19 protein-coding genes are annotated in these 19,999 nt (G+C 38.6%); 3 read left to right on the top strand and 16 right to left on the bottom strand.

The window, feature by feature from the left end; all coding sequences use genetic code 11:
- Window positions 1-8 precede the first annotated feature (8 nt).
- The 12 genes from KQP93_RS08715 to KQP93_RS08660 all read right to left on the bottom strand — a co-directional run bounded on the left by KQP93_RS08715 (window position 9) and on the right by KQP93_RS08660 (window position 14,444).
- Window positions 9-707 (bottom strand): AAA family ATPase, encoded by a 699-nt coding sequence (locus KQP93_RS08715; protein ID WP_054561487.1) that lies wholly within the window; start codon window positions 705-707, stop codon window positions 9-11.
- Window positions 704-2,770, bottom strand: coding sequence for an SLBB domain-containing protein (locus tag KQP93_RS08710; RefSeq protein WP_217876696.1), 2,067 nt, complete (start codon window positions 2,768-2,770; stop codon window positions 704-706). Before KQP93_RS08710 ends, KQP93_RS08715 begins: the two co-directional genes overlap by 4 nt.
- A gap of 1 nt (window position 2,771) precedes the next feature.
- A complete protein-coding gene (locus KQP93_RS08705) occupies window positions 2,772-3,629 on the bottom strand; it encodes an OmpA family protein (RefSeq protein WP_054561489.1) in 858 nt (285 codons plus the stop codon).
- 8 nt (window positions 3,630-3,637) lie between these two features.
- Window positions 3,638-3,958, bottom strand: coding sequence for an STAS domain-containing protein (locus KQP93_RS08700; RefSeq protein WP_054561490.1), 321 nt, complete (start codon window positions 3,956-3,958; stop codon window positions 3,638-3,640).
- Window positions 3,959-4,138: 180 nt separating this feature from the next.
- Window positions 4,139-5,950, bottom strand: coding sequence for a sugar transferase (locus KQP93_RS08695; protein WP_217876695.1), 1,812 nt, complete (start codon window positions 5,948-5,950; stop codon window positions 4,139-4,141).
- Between the two features lie 9 nt (window positions 5,951-5,959).
- Window positions 5,960-7,039, bottom strand: coding sequence for a glycosyltransferase (locus KQP93_RS08690; RefSeq protein WP_217876694.1), 1,080 nt, complete (start codon window positions 7,037-7,039; stop codon window positions 5,960-5,962).
- Window positions 7,036-8,511: a GumC family protein gene (locus KQP93_RS08685; protein ID WP_217876693.1), complete on the bottom strand. Its 1,476-nt coding sequence runs from the start codon at window positions 8,509-8,511 to the stop codon at window positions 7,036-7,038. Before KQP93_RS08685 ends, KQP93_RS08690 begins: the two co-directional genes overlap by 4 nt.
- Before the next feature lie 169 nt (window positions 8,512-8,680).
- Window positions 8,681-9,817 carry a glycosyltransferase gene (locus tag KQP93_RS08680; RefSeq protein WP_217876692.1) on the bottom strand — a complete coding sequence of 379 codons (1,137 nt, stop codon included), beginning with the start codon at window positions 9,815-9,817 and terminating at the stop codon, window positions 8,681-8,683.
- Window positions 9,814-10,524: an acyltransferase gene (locus KQP93_RS08675; RefSeq protein WP_217876691.1), complete on the bottom strand. Its 711-nt coding sequence runs from the start codon at window positions 10,522-10,524 to the stop codon at window positions 9,814-9,816. Before KQP93_RS08675 ends, KQP93_RS08680 begins: the two co-directional genes overlap by 4 nt.
- Window positions 10,517-11,881, bottom strand: a complete 1,365-nt coding sequence (locus KQP93_RS08670; RefSeq protein ID WP_217876690.1) for an O-antigen ligase family protein — start codon at window positions 11,879-11,881, stop codon at window positions 10,517-10,519. The genes KQP93_RS08675 and KQP93_RS08670 overlap by 8 nt, the downstream gene beginning before the upstream one ends.
- Window positions 11,865-13,283 carry a lipopolysaccharide biosynthesis protein gene (locus tag KQP93_RS08665; RefSeq protein ID WP_217876689.1) on the bottom strand — a complete coding sequence of 473 codons (1,419 nt, stop codon included), beginning with the start codon at window positions 13,281-13,283 and terminating at the stop codon, window positions 11,865-11,867. Before KQP93_RS08665 ends, KQP93_RS08670 begins: the two co-directional genes overlap by 17 nt.
- A 9-nt stretch (window positions 13,284-13,292) precedes the next feature.
- Window positions 13,293-14,444, bottom strand: coding sequence for a glycosyltransferase (locus KQP93_RS08660; protein WP_217876688.1), 1,152 nt, complete (start codon window positions 14,442-14,444; stop codon window positions 13,293-13,295).
- 220 nt (window positions 14,445-14,664) lie between these two features.
- Between KQP93_RS08660 and KQP93_RS08655 the strand changes: the two genes are divergently transcribed.
- A complete protein-coding gene (locus KQP93_RS08655; protein WP_217876687.1) occupies window positions 14,665-15,582 on the top strand; it encodes a glycosyltransferase family 2 protein in 918 nt (305 codons plus the stop codon).
- Entirely contained in the window at window positions 15,579-15,983 is a 405-nt protein-coding gene (locus KQP93_RS08650; protein WP_217876686.1) for a response regulator, read from the top strand. The genes KQP93_RS08655 and KQP93_RS08650 overlap by 4 nt, the downstream gene beginning before the upstream one ends.
- Here the strand turns inward: KQP93_RS08650 and KQP93_RS08645 are convergent.
- From KQP93_RS08645 to KQP93_RS08630, 4 genes are all read right to left on the bottom strand, one after another.
- Window positions 15,956-16,939, bottom strand: a complete 984-nt coding sequence (locus tag KQP93_RS08645) for an endonuclease/exonuclease/phosphatase family protein (protein WP_217876685.1) — start codon at window positions 16,937-16,939, stop codon at window positions 15,956-15,958. The genes KQP93_RS08650 and KQP93_RS08645 overlap by 28 nt on opposite strands.
- Before the next feature lie 75 nt (window positions 16,940-17,014).
- Entirely contained in the window at window positions 17,015-17,449 is a 435-nt protein-coding gene (locus KQP93_RS08640; RefSeq protein WP_217876684.1) for an acyl-CoA thioesterase, read from the bottom strand.
- Window positions 17,450-17,454: 5 nt separating this feature from the next.
- On the bottom strand, window positions 17,455-18,273 hold the full coding sequence (locus tag KQP93_RS08635; protein ID WP_217876683.1) for a M23 family metallopeptidase: 819 nt from the start codon (window positions 18,271-18,273) through the stop codon (window positions 17,455-17,457).
- Entirely contained in the window at window positions 18,266-19,123 is an 858-nt protein-coding gene (locus tag KQP93_RS08630; protein WP_217876682.1) for a 6-carboxytetrahydropterin synthase, read from the bottom strand. Before KQP93_RS08630 ends, KQP93_RS08635 begins: the two co-directional genes overlap by 8 nt.
- Before the next feature lie 207 nt (window positions 19,124-19,330).
- Here KQP93_RS08630 and fabA point away from each other — a divergent pair, with 207 nt between their 5' ends.
- Window positions 19,331-19,846 carry a bifunctional 3-hydroxydecanoyl-ACP dehydratase/trans-2-decenoyl-ACP isomerase gene (gene fabA / locus KQP93_RS08625; protein ID WP_054553819.1) on the top strand — a complete coding sequence of 172 codons (516 nt, stop codon included), beginning with the start codon at window positions 19,331-19,333 and terminating at the stop codon, window positions 19,844-19,846.
- Window positions 19,847-19,999 lie beyond the last annotated feature (153 nt).

Genomic DNA, 19,999 nt, shown 5'->3' with positions numbered 1-19,999 from the left:
ACAGATTCTCAATAAGGTAAAAACAACCAGCGCTGTTTAATAACTTTGTTTAATAAGTACTCTGTGAGTTTAGGCCATTTTGGTTGAAACGCTTTGAGCGTTTTCACGATGCGGCTACCTAATGGAGCAAACTGATGCTGAGCGACAACAATTTTTACGTTATTAACGCCTGCGTGTTCTAGATTGGCCATACCGTGACATAAAGCTTCTTCGTCGTTATAACCAAGCGATACCGTTAAAAATGTCAGTTCAGTACATAAACTAAGCGCATGCAGCGGCACGTTACCGCGATTACATTTAAGAGCTGGGCTCATATCTAAAAATATATAGTCATATTCTTGTTTTATGCGTTCTATTGCATCATTTAGTACGCTTTTATTTTTCACCGATTCAAGCTCTTTAAGGTGCGCCATAGTGAGCAGATCTACTTGCTCAGTATTGATGATATTTAGCTGACACGAAATATCGCTAAAGCACCAAGATTCTGGTTTTTTTGGCTCATCAAACTTAAATGGATTTAACGGATTTAAGTCGATAATAAGCACTTTGGCAGCTTGCAAACTTAAGCGCTGTGCAACACTAGCACAAAGTGATGTAGAGCCCTCGTTACCGGTTAACGAGATAAAGCAGATACAACGGGCTTTGCTGTTATCTATTTCGTTACACACGGCTTCAAGTTCTTGGTATTGCGCTGGTATTAGTTTCATAAGCCCACCACTAAAGCTACAACAGTAATAAAGTCTAAGAAGTTTGATTTAAACTGGCTCATTAAATCCTGACCTTTGTCTGGTACATATAAAGTATCGCCAGCACGTAACACAGGGATATACGCTGAGTTAGGGTTTTTAACGAATTCTTCTAAATCAAATACACGAGACTGTTCTTTACAGCATGAATGATTTACCACCACGATTTTGTCGATAAGCGCTGAGCTTGATGGGCCGCCCGCTTCTGCTAGTACGTCAAGCACCGTCATGGTGTCATCAAAGCTATAACGACCTGGCTTTTCAACAGCACCCATGATGCGAACTACTTGCTCTTTTGGCGTACGTAACCAGTCTTTATCTTTTTCTGGGATATAGATGGTATCGCCCGGTAAAACGTGTGGAAATAAAGTTTCATCACCGGTTTCAAAATACAGTGCAAGGTTTAATTTGCTGACTCTTGCTGCATTGCCGTTACGATGAGTAATACGAATATTACGTAAATCGGCATTGTCTGTAGGGCCATCAGCAGCGGCTAAAATGTCGATAAAGTGCATATTAGTATTAAATGCATAGCGACCAGGTGAGCCAACCTGCCCCATAATGTAAATTGACTTGCTTGATTCTTGACGGATCCATTGAGACTTATTATCTGCAGGGTCAACAGGTAACTCTTCAACAATAATGGTGTCGCCAGCCATTAAATTTGGCAGTGCATACTTGCCCGAATCATTAATAGTGTATTGCTCTAAATCGAAACGTTTAGTTACCTCGCCGTTTCTAACAATTTTTATATCATTGATGTTAGCACCTTTTGTTGGGCCGCCGGCATGGGCAAGTAAATCAGTAAAGTCCATTTCAGGGCTCCACTCATAACGACCCGGAGATAAAATGGCACCAATAATTTTGATGGCACGTTTTGGTGGTACTTTTAACCAGCTTTTTTCGTTCTGATCGGTTTTCTCTGGTACAAAAATCACATCACCTGGGTTAAGGCTTGGCACTTTTACTGTAACTATGCCTTCGCTGTAACCTTGTAAATCAAATAGGATGCTTTCGCCTGCTGGAGTTAAGATTTTAATTTGACGAGTTTCAGCAAAACGGGTTGGGCCACCTGCATTAGCCAGAATATCTAAAAAACTGGTGCTTTCGCCTGCTTCATAAGCCCCCGGCTTTTGTACTTCGCCCATGATATAAACTGTTCTTGAAGTGGTATTTACATCATCAACCATGATAGGCACATAAATAGTAGAACCCGCTTTTAGCTCAGGCATAGTGTCGTTATTAGGTTTATCTAAATACGCCTTTAAATCGAACACGACTGGGGTTTTATCTACGATAACGCGAATTTTGGTTACATCTGCATAGCGGGTTACACCCTCAGCACGCATTAGCGCATCAAGTACACTCATGTTTTCTTTAAATGAAAAGCTACCTGGGTTATGTACTTCACCAAGTAAAGTAATGGCACTGTTATCACTTGCATCACCTGATGCACTTAAGGTTTGTGCATCAAAGTCTATTTGTACGTTACCTAACAGCGGAGACACTGGCACAAAGACTGTGTCAGCACTTTGTAATGCTGGTAATAAGTCAATGTTGCCTGAATCTAAGTAGGCTTTATAGTTAAACTCAATCATGTCGGTGCCACGGCGAATTTGTAAACGGTCTAATTGAGCGCCCGGTTTTAAACCGCCTGCACGGGCGATGACCATTTGAATGTTGCCATCTTTAGGAATACTCACTTGTGATGGTTCGTTCACATAGCCCATAACATTGATGAAAATATCTCGTGAGTGAATTTCTACATAAAAGTCATCCATCGCCACATACATTTCACTTAATGCTGTGCGTAGCTGGCTTTGAACATCATCTAACTGTAAGCCTGCTACTTTAAAACGACCTAGCTCTGGTAAGGTAATAGCCCCTTCTTTATCAACTTCAAACGGTTCGCTAAATTCAGCTTCGCCTGGTAGGTATAGGTAAAGTTTATTACCGACTTCAATCTCTTCTGCGAAAGTAGGTAACGCGAATATAAGTAAGCAAAGTAAGATTAACTGTTTCATGTTATTGCTCCTTAGGGCCATTTAAGATTTTGGTCCAGCTGGATAATGCATGTTTTTGTTTAGTGGCTTTATCGTCACTCATGTCGATAATAATTGCCTCTACTCGTCTATCTGAATGACGTTTTGAGCGTGAGTCAGGTTCGTCGCTGTACGGCGTTAAACTACCTTGCGTTAAGGTTGTTATTGTTGCTGGGTTTACACCATAAATACCTAGCCAGTGTTTTACTGTTTCGGCACGCTTAAGTGCTAACTCATAGTTGTTTTGTTGCTGACCACTAATGTCAGCATGACCAACAAGCAGTAAATTAACCTCATCAACTTGTTTAATTAAGTCAGCCGCTTGCGCTAAACGTGTGATGTATTTAGGAGTAACCTGAAAATCATTCAACGAAAACTGGTTATCACTATTTAAAAGCTCGGTGATCTGGTCTTTAAGTGATGCTGTCATGTTTTTTTCAGTATCAGTAACGCCTGCACATTGGCTCATCGCATTAACAGTTTCAAAGTGCTTGGCAAGCTGATTTAAACCGTGATAGTGAATAAGTAAATCATGCTCAGCATCAGACCACATTTGCGCTGCTATAAGACGTCTTATACGGTTTTCGTATATTTGTGCTTTTAGCAATTGTGCCGGCATACATTGCTGTATACCTTGTGCTTTTAATAAATCTAACTTTAAAACATGATGTTCAAATTCGCTTAGCACCACGGTTTCTTGTGTGTCGTAAATCATCTCGTGTTGTTCATCAGTAAGCGGATAATTTTGATATTTTTCAGCCCAGCCTCCTTGCCCCTCATCAGGCCAAGAAGCACATCCACCAAGCGTTAGCAAAATGATTGTAAATAGTATGTGCTTCATAAATCACCTCACGCGATATCAGCTTGTTCGATAAATGGAATCGTCTTATCAACTCTTAATAGACTCATTAGTTTGTGTGGTTGCCCAGACACATTAAGCAGTGATAGCTTTTGCCCTTTTTTCTCGATACGTTTATATAAAAACACCATGGCGCCAATGCCAGATGAATCAATAAACGTAGTAGAGCTAAAATCGAGTACCACACTTTGTTGTTTGCCATGTGCAACTTCTTCAAACTGATCTTTAAAGCCATCGACGGCTAGGCCAGAAAAGTCACTCGGTAGTGAAATTAGTTTGGTATCGTTAGAAAATGATGTGTTGTTAGCCATGATCTTCACCTTAGTTAAATTGGTTAGTCATAGTAACTAGTACAACTAAAATGCCAGTTTATAAGGTGTTGATATTTAAAGGGTAAATAATCAGTAGGTGCATAATGCAATTAAATTTTTGGTGTTAATTTGCATTATGCAACGTGATTTGCTTAATTTATTTTGCAAAAAGGATATGGTTTATTGGCCTTTACCGGTAAAAACGACCTGTAATGTTTTAAGCACAATTGAAAACTCAAGCTTCGCCCAAGCACGCGGTGAAGACATACTCAGTGAATAGGCGTAATCCCAGCCAATTTTACTGCGAGCATCGTCTATGGTTTCATCGTAGCCGTTCATTACTTGAGCAAGACCAGAAATACCTGGTTTAACCCCGTAAGTACGCTGGCAAAAATAAGGAATGTCTTTTTCTAATTTACCATAGAACACAGGGCGCTCTGGTCTTGGACCAATTAGCGACATCTCACCTTTAAGCACATTAATTAATTGCGGAAGTTCGTCAATTCGTGTTTTACGCATAAAGCGCCCTACTGCCGTTATTCTTGGGTCATCTTTACTTGCCCATACAGCACCAGAACGTGACTCAGCATCAACCACCATAGAGCGAAACTTGTAAACATAAAATAACTCAACAAAGTCATCTGAGCTTTCACCCACTCTAAGTTGCTTAAAGATGATAGGACCTTTAGATGTAAGCTTTATAGCCAGCGCTGCAACTAAACATACAGGCCAAACTAGACTTAACGCAAATAAAGCGCCTGCAATATCTAAGCTTCGTTTGATGACTTTAATAACAGATTTGGTTTGTGCTTTACTTGCAGTTTTTACACGTTGCCAAGGAGTGTCAAAGTAACCTTGTTCATAACGAATGATCCCCCAAAGCGCTAAAAAGTAGCTATTTAAGATATAATTTACTTTATCTACGATAGGAATACGTTTTTTAAAGGCGAAAATGGTTTTAACCGCTTGCACTGTGTGAAGTGACAAAATGCCAGTAGCAATTAATTGTGACCATACAGATTGCGTGACGATAGCCTCTATAAATACGCAAACATAAATACAGGCTAAAATAATTGGCATAACCCCTCGTAATACTTTGTGCGAGAAAAAGTTCATACAAGTCCACCCTAAACGCGGGTTAAGTAATAAAAGCAGTGCTTTTATTTGTTGCCAATTACCGGCACCTAATCTTACACGACGTTTATAATCTTCGCTTTGCTCGTCGCATTCGCGTTCGTAAATGACCACATCTTCATCGACAACGGCTTTAGCCCCTTTACTTAATGCTTGCATTGAAAGAACAAAGTCGTCGTTAATGGTGTTTTTTTCTAATTCATTTGCATACTCAGCGCGCATGGCAAACATCGCTCCTGGTACGCCAATCACTGCACCAAGGTTTGACTCCGATTTTTTCACTTGGTTTTGATACTGCCAGTAAGATTTTTGTGCATCTGGTGCATTTTCATCTAAGGTGTAAACACCTGTCGAAATTGCCACTTGCGGATCACTAAATTGCTTAGCTACTTTGTTTAATGCATCAATGCTCAATAAAGCACTAACATCAGTGAACAGTAAAATATCATTGTGATATTTTGCCATCCCCATCAAGGTATTTAACCCTTGTACTTTCCCTTGGTTTTCATCACGATGGTGAAAATAACACTGCACGCCTTGTTTATGTAATACCTGCTGTGCTTTAAGAGCTTGTTGATAGCTTTTATCGGTGCAACCATCAAAATAAACATGAATAGAATAATGATGAGTGTCATAAACTAGTGATGCTAAATTATAAAGCTTTTCTGCAATATGCTGTTGTTCATTGTAAGCACACATCAAAACAGCAATATTCGGTGTGTAGTTGTCATCAAAAACCGTTTGCTTGCTTGGTTTTTGCTTTTTGCCTGCAACACACTTTAGTAATAATGGGTAGCCAACATGATGATATGCAGCAATACACATTAAAATGATAAATAATGTAGTAAAAATAGTCATGGTTGGCTCCTACACTGCTAATGCAGAATATAAATTGTCGTATTTACTACTCATGGTTCTTGCATCAGCGACTGCAATTGCATGATGACGAATGCAAAGACCATGTGGCAGTTTACATGCTCTCAAAATAGCCGGTGCAAGCTTGTTGAACTCGTTCAAAGACACAAGCTCACCTTCGTTATCGGTTACAACTTCATGAATTCCACCTACATCAGACGCTACAACTGGAATACCACATGCCATGGCTTCAATAATCGATAATGGCAAACCTTCACGCTGTGAATACAAACACATCACGTCAATGCTTGAATAAAAGGCTCGCATATCGTGAACGTTGCCTAAAAAGTGCACACGTTCGTTAAGCCCTAAATTACGTACTAAATTCATTAAAATGACTTTTTGATCGCCATCTCCAGCAAACACCATATGGTAATCTTCAGGTAAGTAATGCAATGCATGAATAAGATCTTTGTGTCCTTTTCCTGCAATTAACCTTGCAGCACAGCCAACTAGCTTAACTTTGTGGGGTAAATTGAGCTGATTTCTGGCGGTTGATTGATTAATTGCAACAAAATTATCGCAATCTATACCATTTAAAATGGTGCGCTCAGGAATGATTGCTGTTTTAGCTCTAAATTCATCGGCAACAATACGTGCATCTGCGACCCAATAAATGTTCGTTAACGAGTTAAGTAACTTAGTGAAAGTACATTGTTTAACGTTATTTAAATACCAGGCATCATGAATTGTTGATATATGACGAACCGCATCACCGGTCAACGCACAAGCAAGGCCTGCATAAATAACAGGGCCAACATGATGACTGTGAATAATATCGATATCATGCTCTTTTATTAATGCCTTTATCTTTGCGATAACAGAAATACTCACGCCTGGTTTTTTGTTTAAACAAATAACTCGATGGCTATATTGTTCAAGCTCTGGCCATTGCTCAAACGCAGATTGTCTGTCTCCTTCAAGAGAAACAATAATACTAGAGCTACTAAATTGACTATTTTTGAGTAAAGTAATTGCCATTTTTTCTAGGCCACCTACTTGTAGGTGTTGAACTAAGTGCATGACATTCATGATTTATCTCCTTCAATATTACCGAAGTTAGTTTCGGCATTGACGATAGGAAGTACTGTTACCACCTCTGCGCTGGTAAGTTTTTCGATGGTTTTAATATCTTTTAAGTGACTATCACAAAGTGCAGCAACAAATACGCTTGCACTACCTGTGAAAATCCCAAGCACAATGCCAACGATAACGGTCATCAGCATTGAGGTATTGATAGGTTGTGTTGGGCTATAAGCTCGCTCGATAGTTTTAACTTTGTCAGGTCCTTCGTATTTAACTAATTTGCCTGTGACTTTGGCCATTTCGTAACGGCTAAGCATATCTTTGTAGAGTGACTGCTTAACATCGTAATCACGCTCTAGTTTGCGTAACTGTTTTTCTACATCACTGGTTACTAACAGACGTTCACTGACGAGCTGTACTTGCTCTTCGAGCATTGCAAATTCTTGTTCTTGCTGAAGTAAATTATTACGAGCCTCTTCAAGCGCAAGAAGTTGTGATACTAAAACGCTGCTCTCTTTACCATCACCAGACGGAAGCGTATTAACCATTTGCCATAACTTATCGAGGTTTGTTGTGTCTAGCTCTTCACTAGATGCTAACAACGCTTGTTGGCGGCTTTTTAAATTTGCAAGGGTGCGTTTTTTCTCGATAATCTTGCTATGTTTATCGGTATAGCGTGTTCTCAAAAGACTTAATTCAGATTCAGTACGAATTATCTTTTCTTCTAAATTGCCTAAAATGGGATTGGCTTGCCCTACTTTACTCACTAAGGCATTCAGTTTTGCTTTAGCGCCTGAAAGAGCAATTAGCTTTTGTTGTTTTTCGCTTAGTAAGCTGTCGAAGGTTTGGCGGTTGCTATGTAAAACATCAGGTAATGTATTACTGTTTTTGGTTTTAAAATCAGCCAGTGCTTCTTCAGATAACTCAAGCTCTTCGCGTAAACTATCGAGTTGCTTAAAGAAAAACTGCTCAGAAGTATCAAGTGACGCCTTAGTTGGTGCCAATAAACGTTCAATAAATTTTTCTACCACCTTTTCAAGCACTGGTTTCATTTGTGATTGGTCATGCCAAATAAAGTTAATGCGGACCAGCTCATCGCCAATTAACGAAAGTGATAACGCTTTAGATAGTTTTTGATGAATTTCTTCAACTTGTTTTGGCGTCGCATCATCAGCTATTAATTGGGTTTCTTTTGCTACAGCAATAAGTACCTTACGGCTGATAACTAAGGTACGCAGTGCTGCCATACGATCAGAAAGTTGAAACGAGAAAGACAGATCATCTAAGTAAGGATTAAGTAGTGCTGACTCTTCAATTAAGATGGTCGCGTGATTGGTATATTGTTTTTGCGCAGATAAGCCAAGCGCAATGACGACGATTGGCACAATGCAAAACGGAATAATAAAGAGCTTAATACGCGTGTAAAGCGCATAAAGCCCTAAATAAATTAACCGTTTGATCTGCTCTTTAACTAACATACTTTACCTTTTGCTTTGCATTTTGCGAAATTGCTCGGTTTTAATTTGCAAATTGATAAAAACAACCGAGATTTCTATAGATAGTTAGTTAATTGCAGTTAGTGAGCCAAAATGAAAAAAGCCGCACCTTGTAGCGATACAAGATGCGACTTTGGGTTGAAAAGGTTTTTTAGCAAAACCTAAGTTGTTTACAGACTAGCTTGGCTTTTGCTTGCCAGCTATGATCACTTGCCTGCTGAGATTGGTTTGCTCGCCAATTCAAGTTATGTGATTTACTTAGGCTTACAGCAAAGTCTACACGCTCAATAAAGCCTTGGTGATTGTCTGCTATTAATATGGTCTCTTGGTACGGATTAACCGCAGCAAAGCGTGTTGTCACAATTGGTGTGCCTGTGGCTATGTATTCTTTTAATTTAAGTGGGTCACAGGCTCTGATCTGCTCATTATCAACAAATGGCAAGATAGATACCTGCCAATGCTGAGAAAATGAAGCTAAACGATTATGCTCTACAGCCGGTATATGGGTTACATTGTCTAACTTGAGTAGCTCAGAGAAGTCTTCGACAAGGTGGCCTATCAATACTAATTGATACTCCGGCCTTTCTTTAGCTAGCTTCAACAATAACGCTTTATCAAGCCAAGCATTCAAGGAACCATAAAAACCAATAATAGGTTTGCTTATTTGCTCAAGTTCAATGGCTTTTGTGGTTTGCGTGGTAAAAAGTTCTAAATCGACACCATGTGAAAGCATTTTAACTTTAGATTTCGGCATTTTGTTGGTAAGAAACTCACTCACAACATAAATAGTGTCTGCTTTGGCGATAAGGTCGCTTTCAAAAGGCGCGACCATTTTATGATCAACACCCGCAAGTGCCGAGAAGTCATCACCACAGTAATATATGACTTTATCCTTCTCTCGCGGTGAAATTAGACTAATTGCAGTAGGCACACTAAGCCAATAGACAATTGGCTCATCATCTATGAAATCTTTTCGATTAAAAATCCATTTATTAAATAGCCTTACTATAACGTTATCGTGCCAGGGTAAAACCGCTAATGTGTGTGCTGTTAAATTAACGTTTTGGCTAGTATTCGTTGTTTTAGCTTTTGGCCCAGAGCGCTTAAATAAACAAAGGCTTTTTAATTTATTAAAAACTCGTTTCATATCAATCAAGCGAAATGTTGGTTTTCGCATTCCAATCGAGTTAATCCAAATAACCTGATGTTGTTTCGCTAGTTGTTTAAATAGGTGCTGTGTACTACTTGGGTGACTTTGCCAGTCTTCGCCGAATACAATAAATTTCATAGCGTCCCCTCCAGCTGTTTAACAATTGTTGCTGGATTACCAGCAACAATTGTATTTGCTGGCACATCTTTAGTAACTACAGCGCTTGCAGCAACTATAGCACCCTCGCCTATTGTTACACCTGCAAGCACAGTTGCGCCGGTGCCTATCCAAGCGCCTTGTTTGATAATGATATCGCCAACTTGGCATTCATCATCAGACTCACCTAGAGCACGTCTTGCAGAGTTTAGAGGGTGACCAGGAAAGCCAGCTAAAAATACCCGACCTGCAAGGCGAACATCATCTTCTAAAACAATTTTACGACCAACAGAAAACGCATTTTGCCAACCAATATCCACATTACTGCCAATTATAAGTTTGGGTGTGTAACTACCATGACTACGCCCACAAAAAGTACTAATGCCACTAATTCGCGTGTTGTCATTACAGCTAATTTCAAGTTTCCCTAATATTTGCGGCATGCCAGAATACAGATATAAATTTGCTTTTGAGCCCTTAATTTGGCTTTTAAATAGTGGTGTGTAATAAAAAATTCGCCCGAGCTCACTCACTACTGTTTTAACCAATAAATGCAATTTATATATAAATGAATGAATACCTGGGATCACCCACATTTGCGGATTGCGAATCGATTTTGCAAATTGAAAAAGCGATTTTGCAAATGGGCTGTCACTTGATTTAAGCCATTGTTTAATATTTTCACTCATGTGAGGTCTCCCTTTGTTTATCGATTACAAGCTTTTCTAAGGCAATAGTTAAAGCAAGAATGATATAAATAGGCCATGTAAATGCCTGAGTTAAAAAGGTTCCTGACACCATAAAGCCAATTAGGCCGCCCTTTAGCGCTTTCGCATTTACATCAATTTGTTTGTCATTAATCTGTTTATTCATTAAGAACACACGGTTCAAGCTTCGATAAATACAGGCAATCACTAACAGAAAAATGCATATTCCTACGATGCCTGTTTCACCTAATACCTGAAACCACGTACTGTGTACTGCATGATTCTTGCCATCCCAATGTGGGCTATAAAAATAGTAATTAACGACAAAGTTATTAACTCCAACCCCAGTTAATGGATTATGTATCGCCATATTGATTGCAGCTTGCCATGCGTAAATTCGACCCATAGCTGATTCATCAACACCACCTTCATGGGAGCCACCACTTTGTCTATCTGCAATACCTGCAAAAGCAACCATGGCTAACATGCCCACGGCTCCAATACAGCCGACCACTACAGGATTTTTAACTTTCTGGTAAATAAAGAAACTAAGTACAGCAGCAATACCAAGTAAACCGCCTCGGCTTTGCGTTGCAATAACACCGCTGATTGCGATAACTAAGCAAATAAGCGCAATGATACGTCTAAATTTATGGGCACTTGAATCAAATACTTCAGCAGCTAAAAAAGACACGGGGAACATCATTACAAGTGATAAATCGTTAGGATCGCCAAGCTGTGAGCGAAGTTCTCGAGAAATAGTGACGCGAGTTCCTTCTACAAGGCCGATGCCATTAATTTTGTTACTTAGGGCAACTAAGGCAATGGCGGCACCTGAGATCATGATGCCAATTCTAACCACATTAAAATGCTTTAATGTGCTCATCCACCACGAGATTGCAAATACCATAATGAGTACTTTTGTTAGTACACCTGACCAGTACTCCATCGCTAAACCCCGATTTGAGGCACTAAAAACGCAAACAGTCAGCCAAATAAACCAAACAAAAAATATCAGATGATTAGTATGCCAATGTGGCTTTAATTTTTGTGAAATAAACAGGTGCCAAGCTATTCCCAATAGCGACGCAAGCGCGAGTAACTTAGGAATTTTAAAAGGCATTAAAAAAGGAAAAGCTTCGTGTAATCTAAAGTAGCTAAATAAAATAAACAAAATTATAAAAGCCACACTTACCTTTACTGCAGTGAAAGCGGCAAAAGGTAATAGCAGCAATGCAAAAACTGCTATCGGGCCCAAAATGGCATAGGTAACAACTACAAGTAAGGTTACTAAAATGCCATTAATGAATAACTGATTTTGTTTATAGTAATTGAGCATGGTGATGCTCCTTAATAAAGCTTTTTATCACTTGCTTAATTAGTGCTCTATATTGATAAGCCAAACCAACAATATAGATAAAACATACGATCCATTTAGCCAAACTTAGTTCGCTAAACTGTAAAGTGATCAGTGTTATAGAGCCCAATGCCAACCAGCTTGGTACTAGTGCTGCAAAGTTTAGCTTTAGAGGCTCGAAATGCTGACTAACTGAGTAAAGGCAAACTAATTTAAAACTTTGCATAATGATTAACGCCAAAATAGCGCTTTCAACACCATGTTTTGGCACTAATAAATACAGCAGACTAAGACCTAAAAGTGCCGTAAAGAAGTTTACAATGGATACAAACACACCATTTTTATGCATGTAGCAACCAATATTAAAAATATCGCTGTGATGGCGTATGGCAACAACAATAATCAACAGAATCAGCCAGCTATCTTTGCCATGGTATTCAGCAGGAAGTACTGAGTTTAATGCGATTGGTGCCAGTAAACTCATTAGAACACACATAGCTAAGCCTGCATTTAATGAGGTTATTGCATAATTTTGATATTGCGTTTTATCTTGCTTAATTAAGCAAAAACGTTTGGCGAACCACCAAAGCCTAATTGGCTCAAAGGTGAACGAAGTTATAATGGCAAATTGCGCTGCAACGTAATAACTCGCTAAAACACTCTCGTCAAATTCGGCAACGATGAACCAGTTTTCTGCCCCATTACCGGCATAAACAAATAAACCTGATGCAACAATTGAGGTTAAGAATGCAGTCTGTGATTTTTTTATTCTCCAGCTAAAGCGAGAATAGCTCACTTTAAGAGCACTTCGCATATCACTCAAGGTTAAGCACATAATAATGAATGTGCAGACAACGCCTGAAACCATTACACCGGTTACATTAAAACCAAGAACTAACAAAGTGATTGTTAAACAAGTTTGTATGACAGCATGCGCAATACTATAAAAACAATACTTTTGCGCGTAACCAAATAACCGGTAGTAGGTGTACGGGATAGCAAGTACCGAGGCAAAAGTTAAATTTAAAATAAGTAACCTAAAATCAATCACCTTTATTTTCGCAGGTAAGGTTGCAATAATTTGCTCGCTAAATATAAAGCTACAGCCTAAAAAAAGCGCACTAAAACAGATTGTTAATACCAGAGAGTCTCTAAATAACGCCATTTTTTCACGAAAAGATGGGTACTGTTGTTTTAGTAGTAGCTCAGGTAAACCAAGTGACACTACTAAAGAGCATAGCGCCGACATGGTTACTAAGAAGTTCAGCTCACCAAACTCGCTCTTTTCTAAAAAGCGAGTTGTAATTGGTAAAAGTAAAAAGCCAAACCCTTTTACTGCAAAAATAGCTAAAGCAAAGTAACCAATTTGTTTTAAGTTACTCATAAAACCTCCCTATAAAGATTCAACCCATTTGGAAAGCTGCTCTGCTTGTTTCACAGCGTTGTAATGCTCGTTAACGTGTTGCTTGGCATTTTGACCAAGTAAATAACGTTTATGAGGTGACAGCTGATGAAATTTATAAAGCATTTTGCTGAGCCCTGAGATACTACCTGGCATACATTTCATACCAACACTTGGGGTTACAATTTCGTTTGCTCCCATTAAAGTGGTAGTCAGTACAGGAAGGCCACAAGCCATGGCTTCTTTTAAAACTAACGGGCCTGTATCACGGTCGCCATTTTCTGCGACACAAAAAGGGGCGATAAGCGCAGAGTAATAAATTAGGTTTGAGCTAACCCAATCATGAGGTTTTTCACCTAGAAAGCGTATAGATTTACGAATACCAAGCTCTTCAGCCATATACATTAAATCATTCAGCATTGGCCCGTCCCCTACTATATCTAAGGTTATACCAAACTCTTTTGGAATATGCTTAAGTGCCGGTAATAGGAATTGCAGCCCTTTCTTCTCGACAAGACGGCCGATGAAAATCAAACGCACGGATTCATTTAGAGACGATGGTACAAACTTAAATTGGCTAGTATCGATACCACAATGCAACAATTTAACATTGCTCTTCGAAAAGCGCTTAAATTGCATAGCCATTTCTTCACAAACCGCTATTGAAAAATCACAAAGAGCTAATTTGGGTTTTAAGTCTGCGTTGTTTACGTAAACATCATGGCCGTGGCCAATAGAAGACACGGTAACGTCTGCAAGTTTTGCCGCAACGATGCCGTATGCAAGTGGCCCATGCATAAAATGGCAATGTAAATGATCTATCTTTGCAGCTTTTATATAGCGTGCAATTTGATAACCATAAGCAAGTAAAGATTGTGTTGAAATTGATTTAAATTGGGCTGCGGTATGCGTTGCCCTCGCTAACTTATAGATGTTAAACATAGAAGGTAAGATTAATTTAAACGCAGGCTTAGTGATTTTTTTAACTTCAATAGCACTGGTTAAGTTAATCAACACACTGGTTTTTTCAAATGTAAGAACTGTCACCTTATGCCCTGCATTAACTAGGGCTTTAATTTCCGTAACAACAAATGTTTCAGATGCAATCGGAAAGCTTGGGACCAAAATAGCAATGTGCTTCATAAAAACGCTCCTATAAAAACTGTTATAGGAGTTATGGCAAATTCCATACCCGGCTAATAAACCTTTAAATTCCCGAAATGAGATTAAATTTTGCTGAAGATTTGCAAAATGCAATGCACAAAGAGAAAAGGCTGAGTAATTTAACAGAAAATACGGATTTAAAGCTGGCTTTTAAATTGCGTATCCTTCAATACGTAAATTAATGCTTTTGGAGCATATTATGAACAGCCAAGTCAGTATTATCATTCCTAACTACAACTGTTTGCAGTATCTAGATACCTGTATTAACAGTATTTACCAGCAAAAAAATGTAAATTTCGAAATCATTATTGTTGATGATGGCTCTACAGATGGCAGTAAAGAATACCTTGAGCAACTAGCTGCTGAGAAAAGTGAGGTACGTATCTTCAGCCAACAAAGAAAAGGGGTTGTGGCTGCTCGTAACCTGGCAATTACACAAGCAAAGTCAGAGTACTTAGCTTTTTTAGATGCCGATGATTATTGGTCAGCCGATAAGCTTGCAGCTCAGTTTGCATTTCATAAAAAACACCCAGATTGCGTTTTAAGTTTTACTGACTACATGCATTTTAATGAAAACAACGAAGATATAATTGGCTGTTTTGATTATTGGCCCGAGTTTAAATGTAATAAAGAAAACACAAACTTCCAATTTCTTGATAATCCAATAAGCCAAATGATCACAACCAACATTGTTGGTACTTCGTCGGTCATGGTTAAACGTTCAACCATTGTTGATGTGGGTGGTTTTGACAATAAGTTAAGTAGTGCTACCGATTTAGATTGCTGGTTAAAAATAGCTAAAAAAGGTTATGTTGGTTATTCAACGCTGTGTGCAATGCACTATCTAATGCGTGCTAACTCAATAACATCAAATAGAGAAAATAGGCTAGCGGCTATGGTTGAAATTATTAATCGCAACCAATCTGTTGTATCAAATAATGAACTCAAAAAAATTAAAGCACGTTTAAGTGAATGTTATGGCGAGTTCTACCGTGAACTTGGTCAGTATTCAAAAGCACTTATGTATTCGAACAAAGCCTTTTGGCTATTCCCTCATAAACGAAACTTTAAACATATGCTCTATGACTTAAAGCACTTATTTGGAGCACATTCATGAAAAAAAACATTGTAATCATCGATGATGATGAAGCAATTTTACGTTCGCTAAAACGATTATTAGCTACTAATAACCATGTAATTTGTTTCAGCGACCCTCTATCGGCAATTGAGTATGCGAAACAGAACCCAATTAGTTTGGTCATTTGTGATCTGTTGATGCCTGCAGTCAGTGGTTTTGCTGTTTTAGAGGATATTAAATTGCTACAGCCGAACTGCTCTCGCCTTTTGATTACCGGCTATGCAGAACTAGAAGCTTCTAAAAGTGCGCTTAACAATAATATAGCTAATATGATTACCGCAAAACCTTGGGATAACTTTGAACTAACTATGCTGGTTGATATATTAATTGAAAATAGTCATCTTAAATTTAATCAATGCGTAGAAAATGTAAGTTCATAGTGCAGCAGTTTGTGGTCGCTGCCGTTTACAGAGTTAACACCAACATTAGATAAAGAAACATCTTCACTCAGTAAACAATGATCTATTGGCAAACCCAAAACTTTTAAATCACTTAGTTGATTTTTCAAAGACCAAGACGTATAAAAACCTGCGCGCTTAAAACAACTGCTTTTATTATTAATAAAGTACCGTGACCAAGGTACTGTATTAAAATCACCAGCAACTAACCAATTCCCCTTTAACTTTTTAATTTCTTTAGCAACTTCTCTTAAAACTAAGTTTCTCTGACTCCACAAACTTTGAGTTCTAGGTGATGGAGGATGTAAAAACACACTATTTAACATAACGTTATTGTGTAAAAAACTCAGCTTCACGTAGCCAAGTTTAGGGTTATCAAAGCGTTTAATTTGCCTTTGTACGATTGGAATTTTTGAGATAACAATAATGCCAAATGGTGCCCCTTCAACTTCAGCATAACCAAATAAATGATATTTAGTGTTTAGCTCATCAAGCACATGACGCTGAGTATCATTAAATTCAAACAGTACCAAGATATCATTTTGCGCATTTATAAATTTGCTAGTGATGATATTTGCTAAGTTAGGATTACTATATTGCAAATTTACCTGGGCGACTTTGATATCGGTGTTTTGAATCTCTTCGGCTGATGAGTAAGACTTAAAATGAAATAGCACTAAGCTAATACTTAAAACAATTAGACTGATAGATAGTTTTTTGCTCCACCACAATAAAAAAAATGCAGGTAAAAAACTACATACAATCAGCAAACCTCGCAAAGCGGCCACCAAATCAAACAAATAATTATCGAACTGATTAAAAGCCAGAAATAGAATTAATAGATAAATGATCAATAATATTAAACGCATCGCACTCCCCCTTTGATTATTTATAGTTGCATATATTGTTCCTTGCTGAGATATACTTAAAACAATCATAGTATGATGTGTTCTTTATGGGTATTAAATTAAGTACCCTAAGGTACTTAATTCAGTTAAAACTTTCAGACAGTTTTATTCGAAACCGTTGATCATTTTATCGCATACAACTGGAGTTGGTCTGTGGTTATCATCAACCGCTACAAACGTAAAGCTGCCAGAAATAGCTAAGTGTTTATCGTCTTTGTGCATCCTTTCTAAAAAGATTTCAACATCTACTTTAAGGCTAGTGTTACCTACGTGTACAACTTTAGAAATAAGCTCTGCAAATGTACCTGCCGGAATGGCTTCTTTGAAATCTACACGGTCAGACGAAATCGTTACAAGTGGCTTACGACAAAAACGTGTAGCAGCAATAAACGCTACTTCATCCATCCATGCCAACGCGTCACCGCCAAACAAAGTATTGTGGTGGTTGGTACGGCCAGGAAAAACAGTTTTTGTTACCGACGTTGTTGAGTCAGCAATACGCTGTGCAATAATAGCGTCACGATCGATTTGTTGTGTCATAGTCTCTACTTTTTATTAGCTAATGTGTCTTGCATCATTAGCGCAGGGTCAAGGCGTTCATTTTTCCAATTAAAACGCCAGTCTAAATGAGGGCCAGTTACGCGACCAGTCGCACCGATCTCCGCAATTTTATCGCCACGCTTAATTTCATCCCCTACTTTTACATCTAACTTGCTTAAATGAATGTAAGTCGAGGTTACGCCATGGCCATGGTCAAGAATTAGGGTACCACCAGAGTAATATAAGTCTGCATCAGCAAAAACCACCGTACCACTAACTGGCGCATATACTGGACTACCCGTTTTATTGGCAATGTCTAAACCAAAGTGCGGGCGGCGAGGCTCACCATTAAAGTAACGCTGGCTACCATAAACACCTGAGATACGCCCGGTCGCAGGCTTATAAACAGGGTCTAAAAAGTATGGTAAGTCAGAATTGACTTGCCTAGCTTTACGTACAGCTACAGCTTCACGGCTAATACGCTCAGACACTTCTTTAGGTGGCGAAACATATTTTTTTGCAACACCGGTGATTTTATCAATTTTGTAATCACGTTTTGTGATCAAAATTGCTTGATCGTGGCTAACACCAGCATTATCAACCCAAGAAAGGCTATGATTTGTCTTAGCATCACGACCAAAGCCAAACACAAACTCACCATTTTTTGAAAGCTTAAGTGGCTCACCATTGAAGCTGACACTTTTAGCACCTTCAATTTTGCCTGTTACTAAACCGCCTTGAGTTAAATGTCCTTTTAATTCAACAGCATTTGCAGTTAAAGAAAACAATCCTGCAAATGCTGCTATTAGTAATCCTTTACGCATAACTGATTGACCCCTTGCCAACCCCTTCGTAAGCTGTAATTTTAACTTCTGAATCAGGGTATTGGTTTTTAACTTGTGAACTTAAGTAGTCAGCAATGCACTCAACCGTAGTATCGCAAGGTAAAATGTCGCAGCGTGATTTGTCTATCGCCATTTCAAAATAGCCCTGCTGTGATGTATAAGCAAAGCAGATATCGTTCTCTTGTGCAGTTACATGCTTAAGGTCAGATTTATTAATTTCATCTTCAGCTGTTGCTAAGTAAATATCTTCCCATTTATCTGCCCACTCTTTTTGTAAGCGAGGCATAGCCATACCATCAAGGCTAATACCAATTTGTGAGCGATGGCCATGAATAATACGCTGACAATTACCATCGTGCTTTTTAAGACCATGGCTGTAATGATAATAAAAACTTTGGCTATGCTCTGGGTATAAATTAATTTCAATCTTTTCGATGTTGCTAGGGAGCTCAGGCATAATAGTTTTTATTAAAAACTCAGTTACAGATTTTTCATCAATAACATCTGCATCGATTAAACAATATGCTTGATTAGGAGCGCTCATAGCTAAGTGATAATTATCACCAAAGTGACAATCTAGCACGCTGTGCTCAGCATGCTGTGTTAGTGAACCGTTTAGAGAAGCTGGCACAGCAAGTTTATGGTCGATACAGTTATCAATAATGCCCTTGATTTGCTTTTTAACTAAGCCAAAATCAAGCACCATCGACTCATCATTTAATTGACCGTGCAGAGTTAAATCCACAATCCAGCTCTCGCCAACTGCGCCGCGTTTATTACACAAGTAAGAAAAATCAATCACTGTCAGTGAGTTTACAAAAAGGATCATAAATTTCCTTTAGACTGGTTAAAGAATCACAGCAATTATAATGATTTTTACTTCACAATGCGCGGTTTTATCTCCCTTTATCAGCGACAGTTTAATTAAATGGTCATAAAACAAGCGAAAAATAGCAAATAATTAACTGCTCCGAGTTGTTTAGCGTACAAGTGTACGCTAAAGTACGGGGCAATTTCTAAGCGATGAATGAGAGTTATGGAACCTAAAAACAGCTATACAAAAGAAGAATTGGTCCTTTGCGGTCAAGGTGAAATGTTCGGTGAAGGCAACTGTCGTTTACCAAGTGACAATATGCTAATGATGGACCGCATTATCTCTATCACTGCAGATGGTGGTGAGCACGGTAAAGGTCAAATCGTTGCAGAACTAGATATCAATCCTGATCTTTGGTTCTTTGACTGTCACTTTAAAGGTGACCCAGTAATGCCTGGTTGTCTTGGTCTTGATGCTATGTGGCAATTAGTTGGTTTCTTCCTTGGTTGGTCTGGTGGCCCGGGTCTTGGGCGTGCACTTGGTGTAGGTGAAGTTAAATTCACAGGTCAAATCTTACCAACAGCTAAAAAAGTAACTTATCGTTTAGACATGAAGCGTGTTATTAAACGTAAATTATTCATGGGTATGGCTGATGGTACTGTAGAAGTAGATGGCCGCGTAATCTATGAAGCAAAAGATCTTAAAGTAGGTCTTTTCCAAGATACATCTGCATTCTAATACCAATTCGCTTAATTAAGTGATCTATTTTGAGGCAAGAAAACCTCGTTGATAGCAAGGCAAAAATTTCGTTATTTAGTTGTTCTAAATCAGAAATTTTTAACGCAGATAGCGACAGGTTTAATCCCTCAAAATGATTAAGTATTATTGCGG

This window comes from Pseudoalteromonas shioyasakiensis (genome assembly GCF_019134595.1).
Classification (GTDB): domain Bacteria; phylum Pseudomonadota; class Gammaproteobacteria; order Enterobacterales; family Alteromonadaceae; genus Pseudoalteromonas; species Pseudoalteromonas shioyasakiensis_A.
This window is presented reverse-complemented; position numbering and strand designations above follow the sequence as displayed.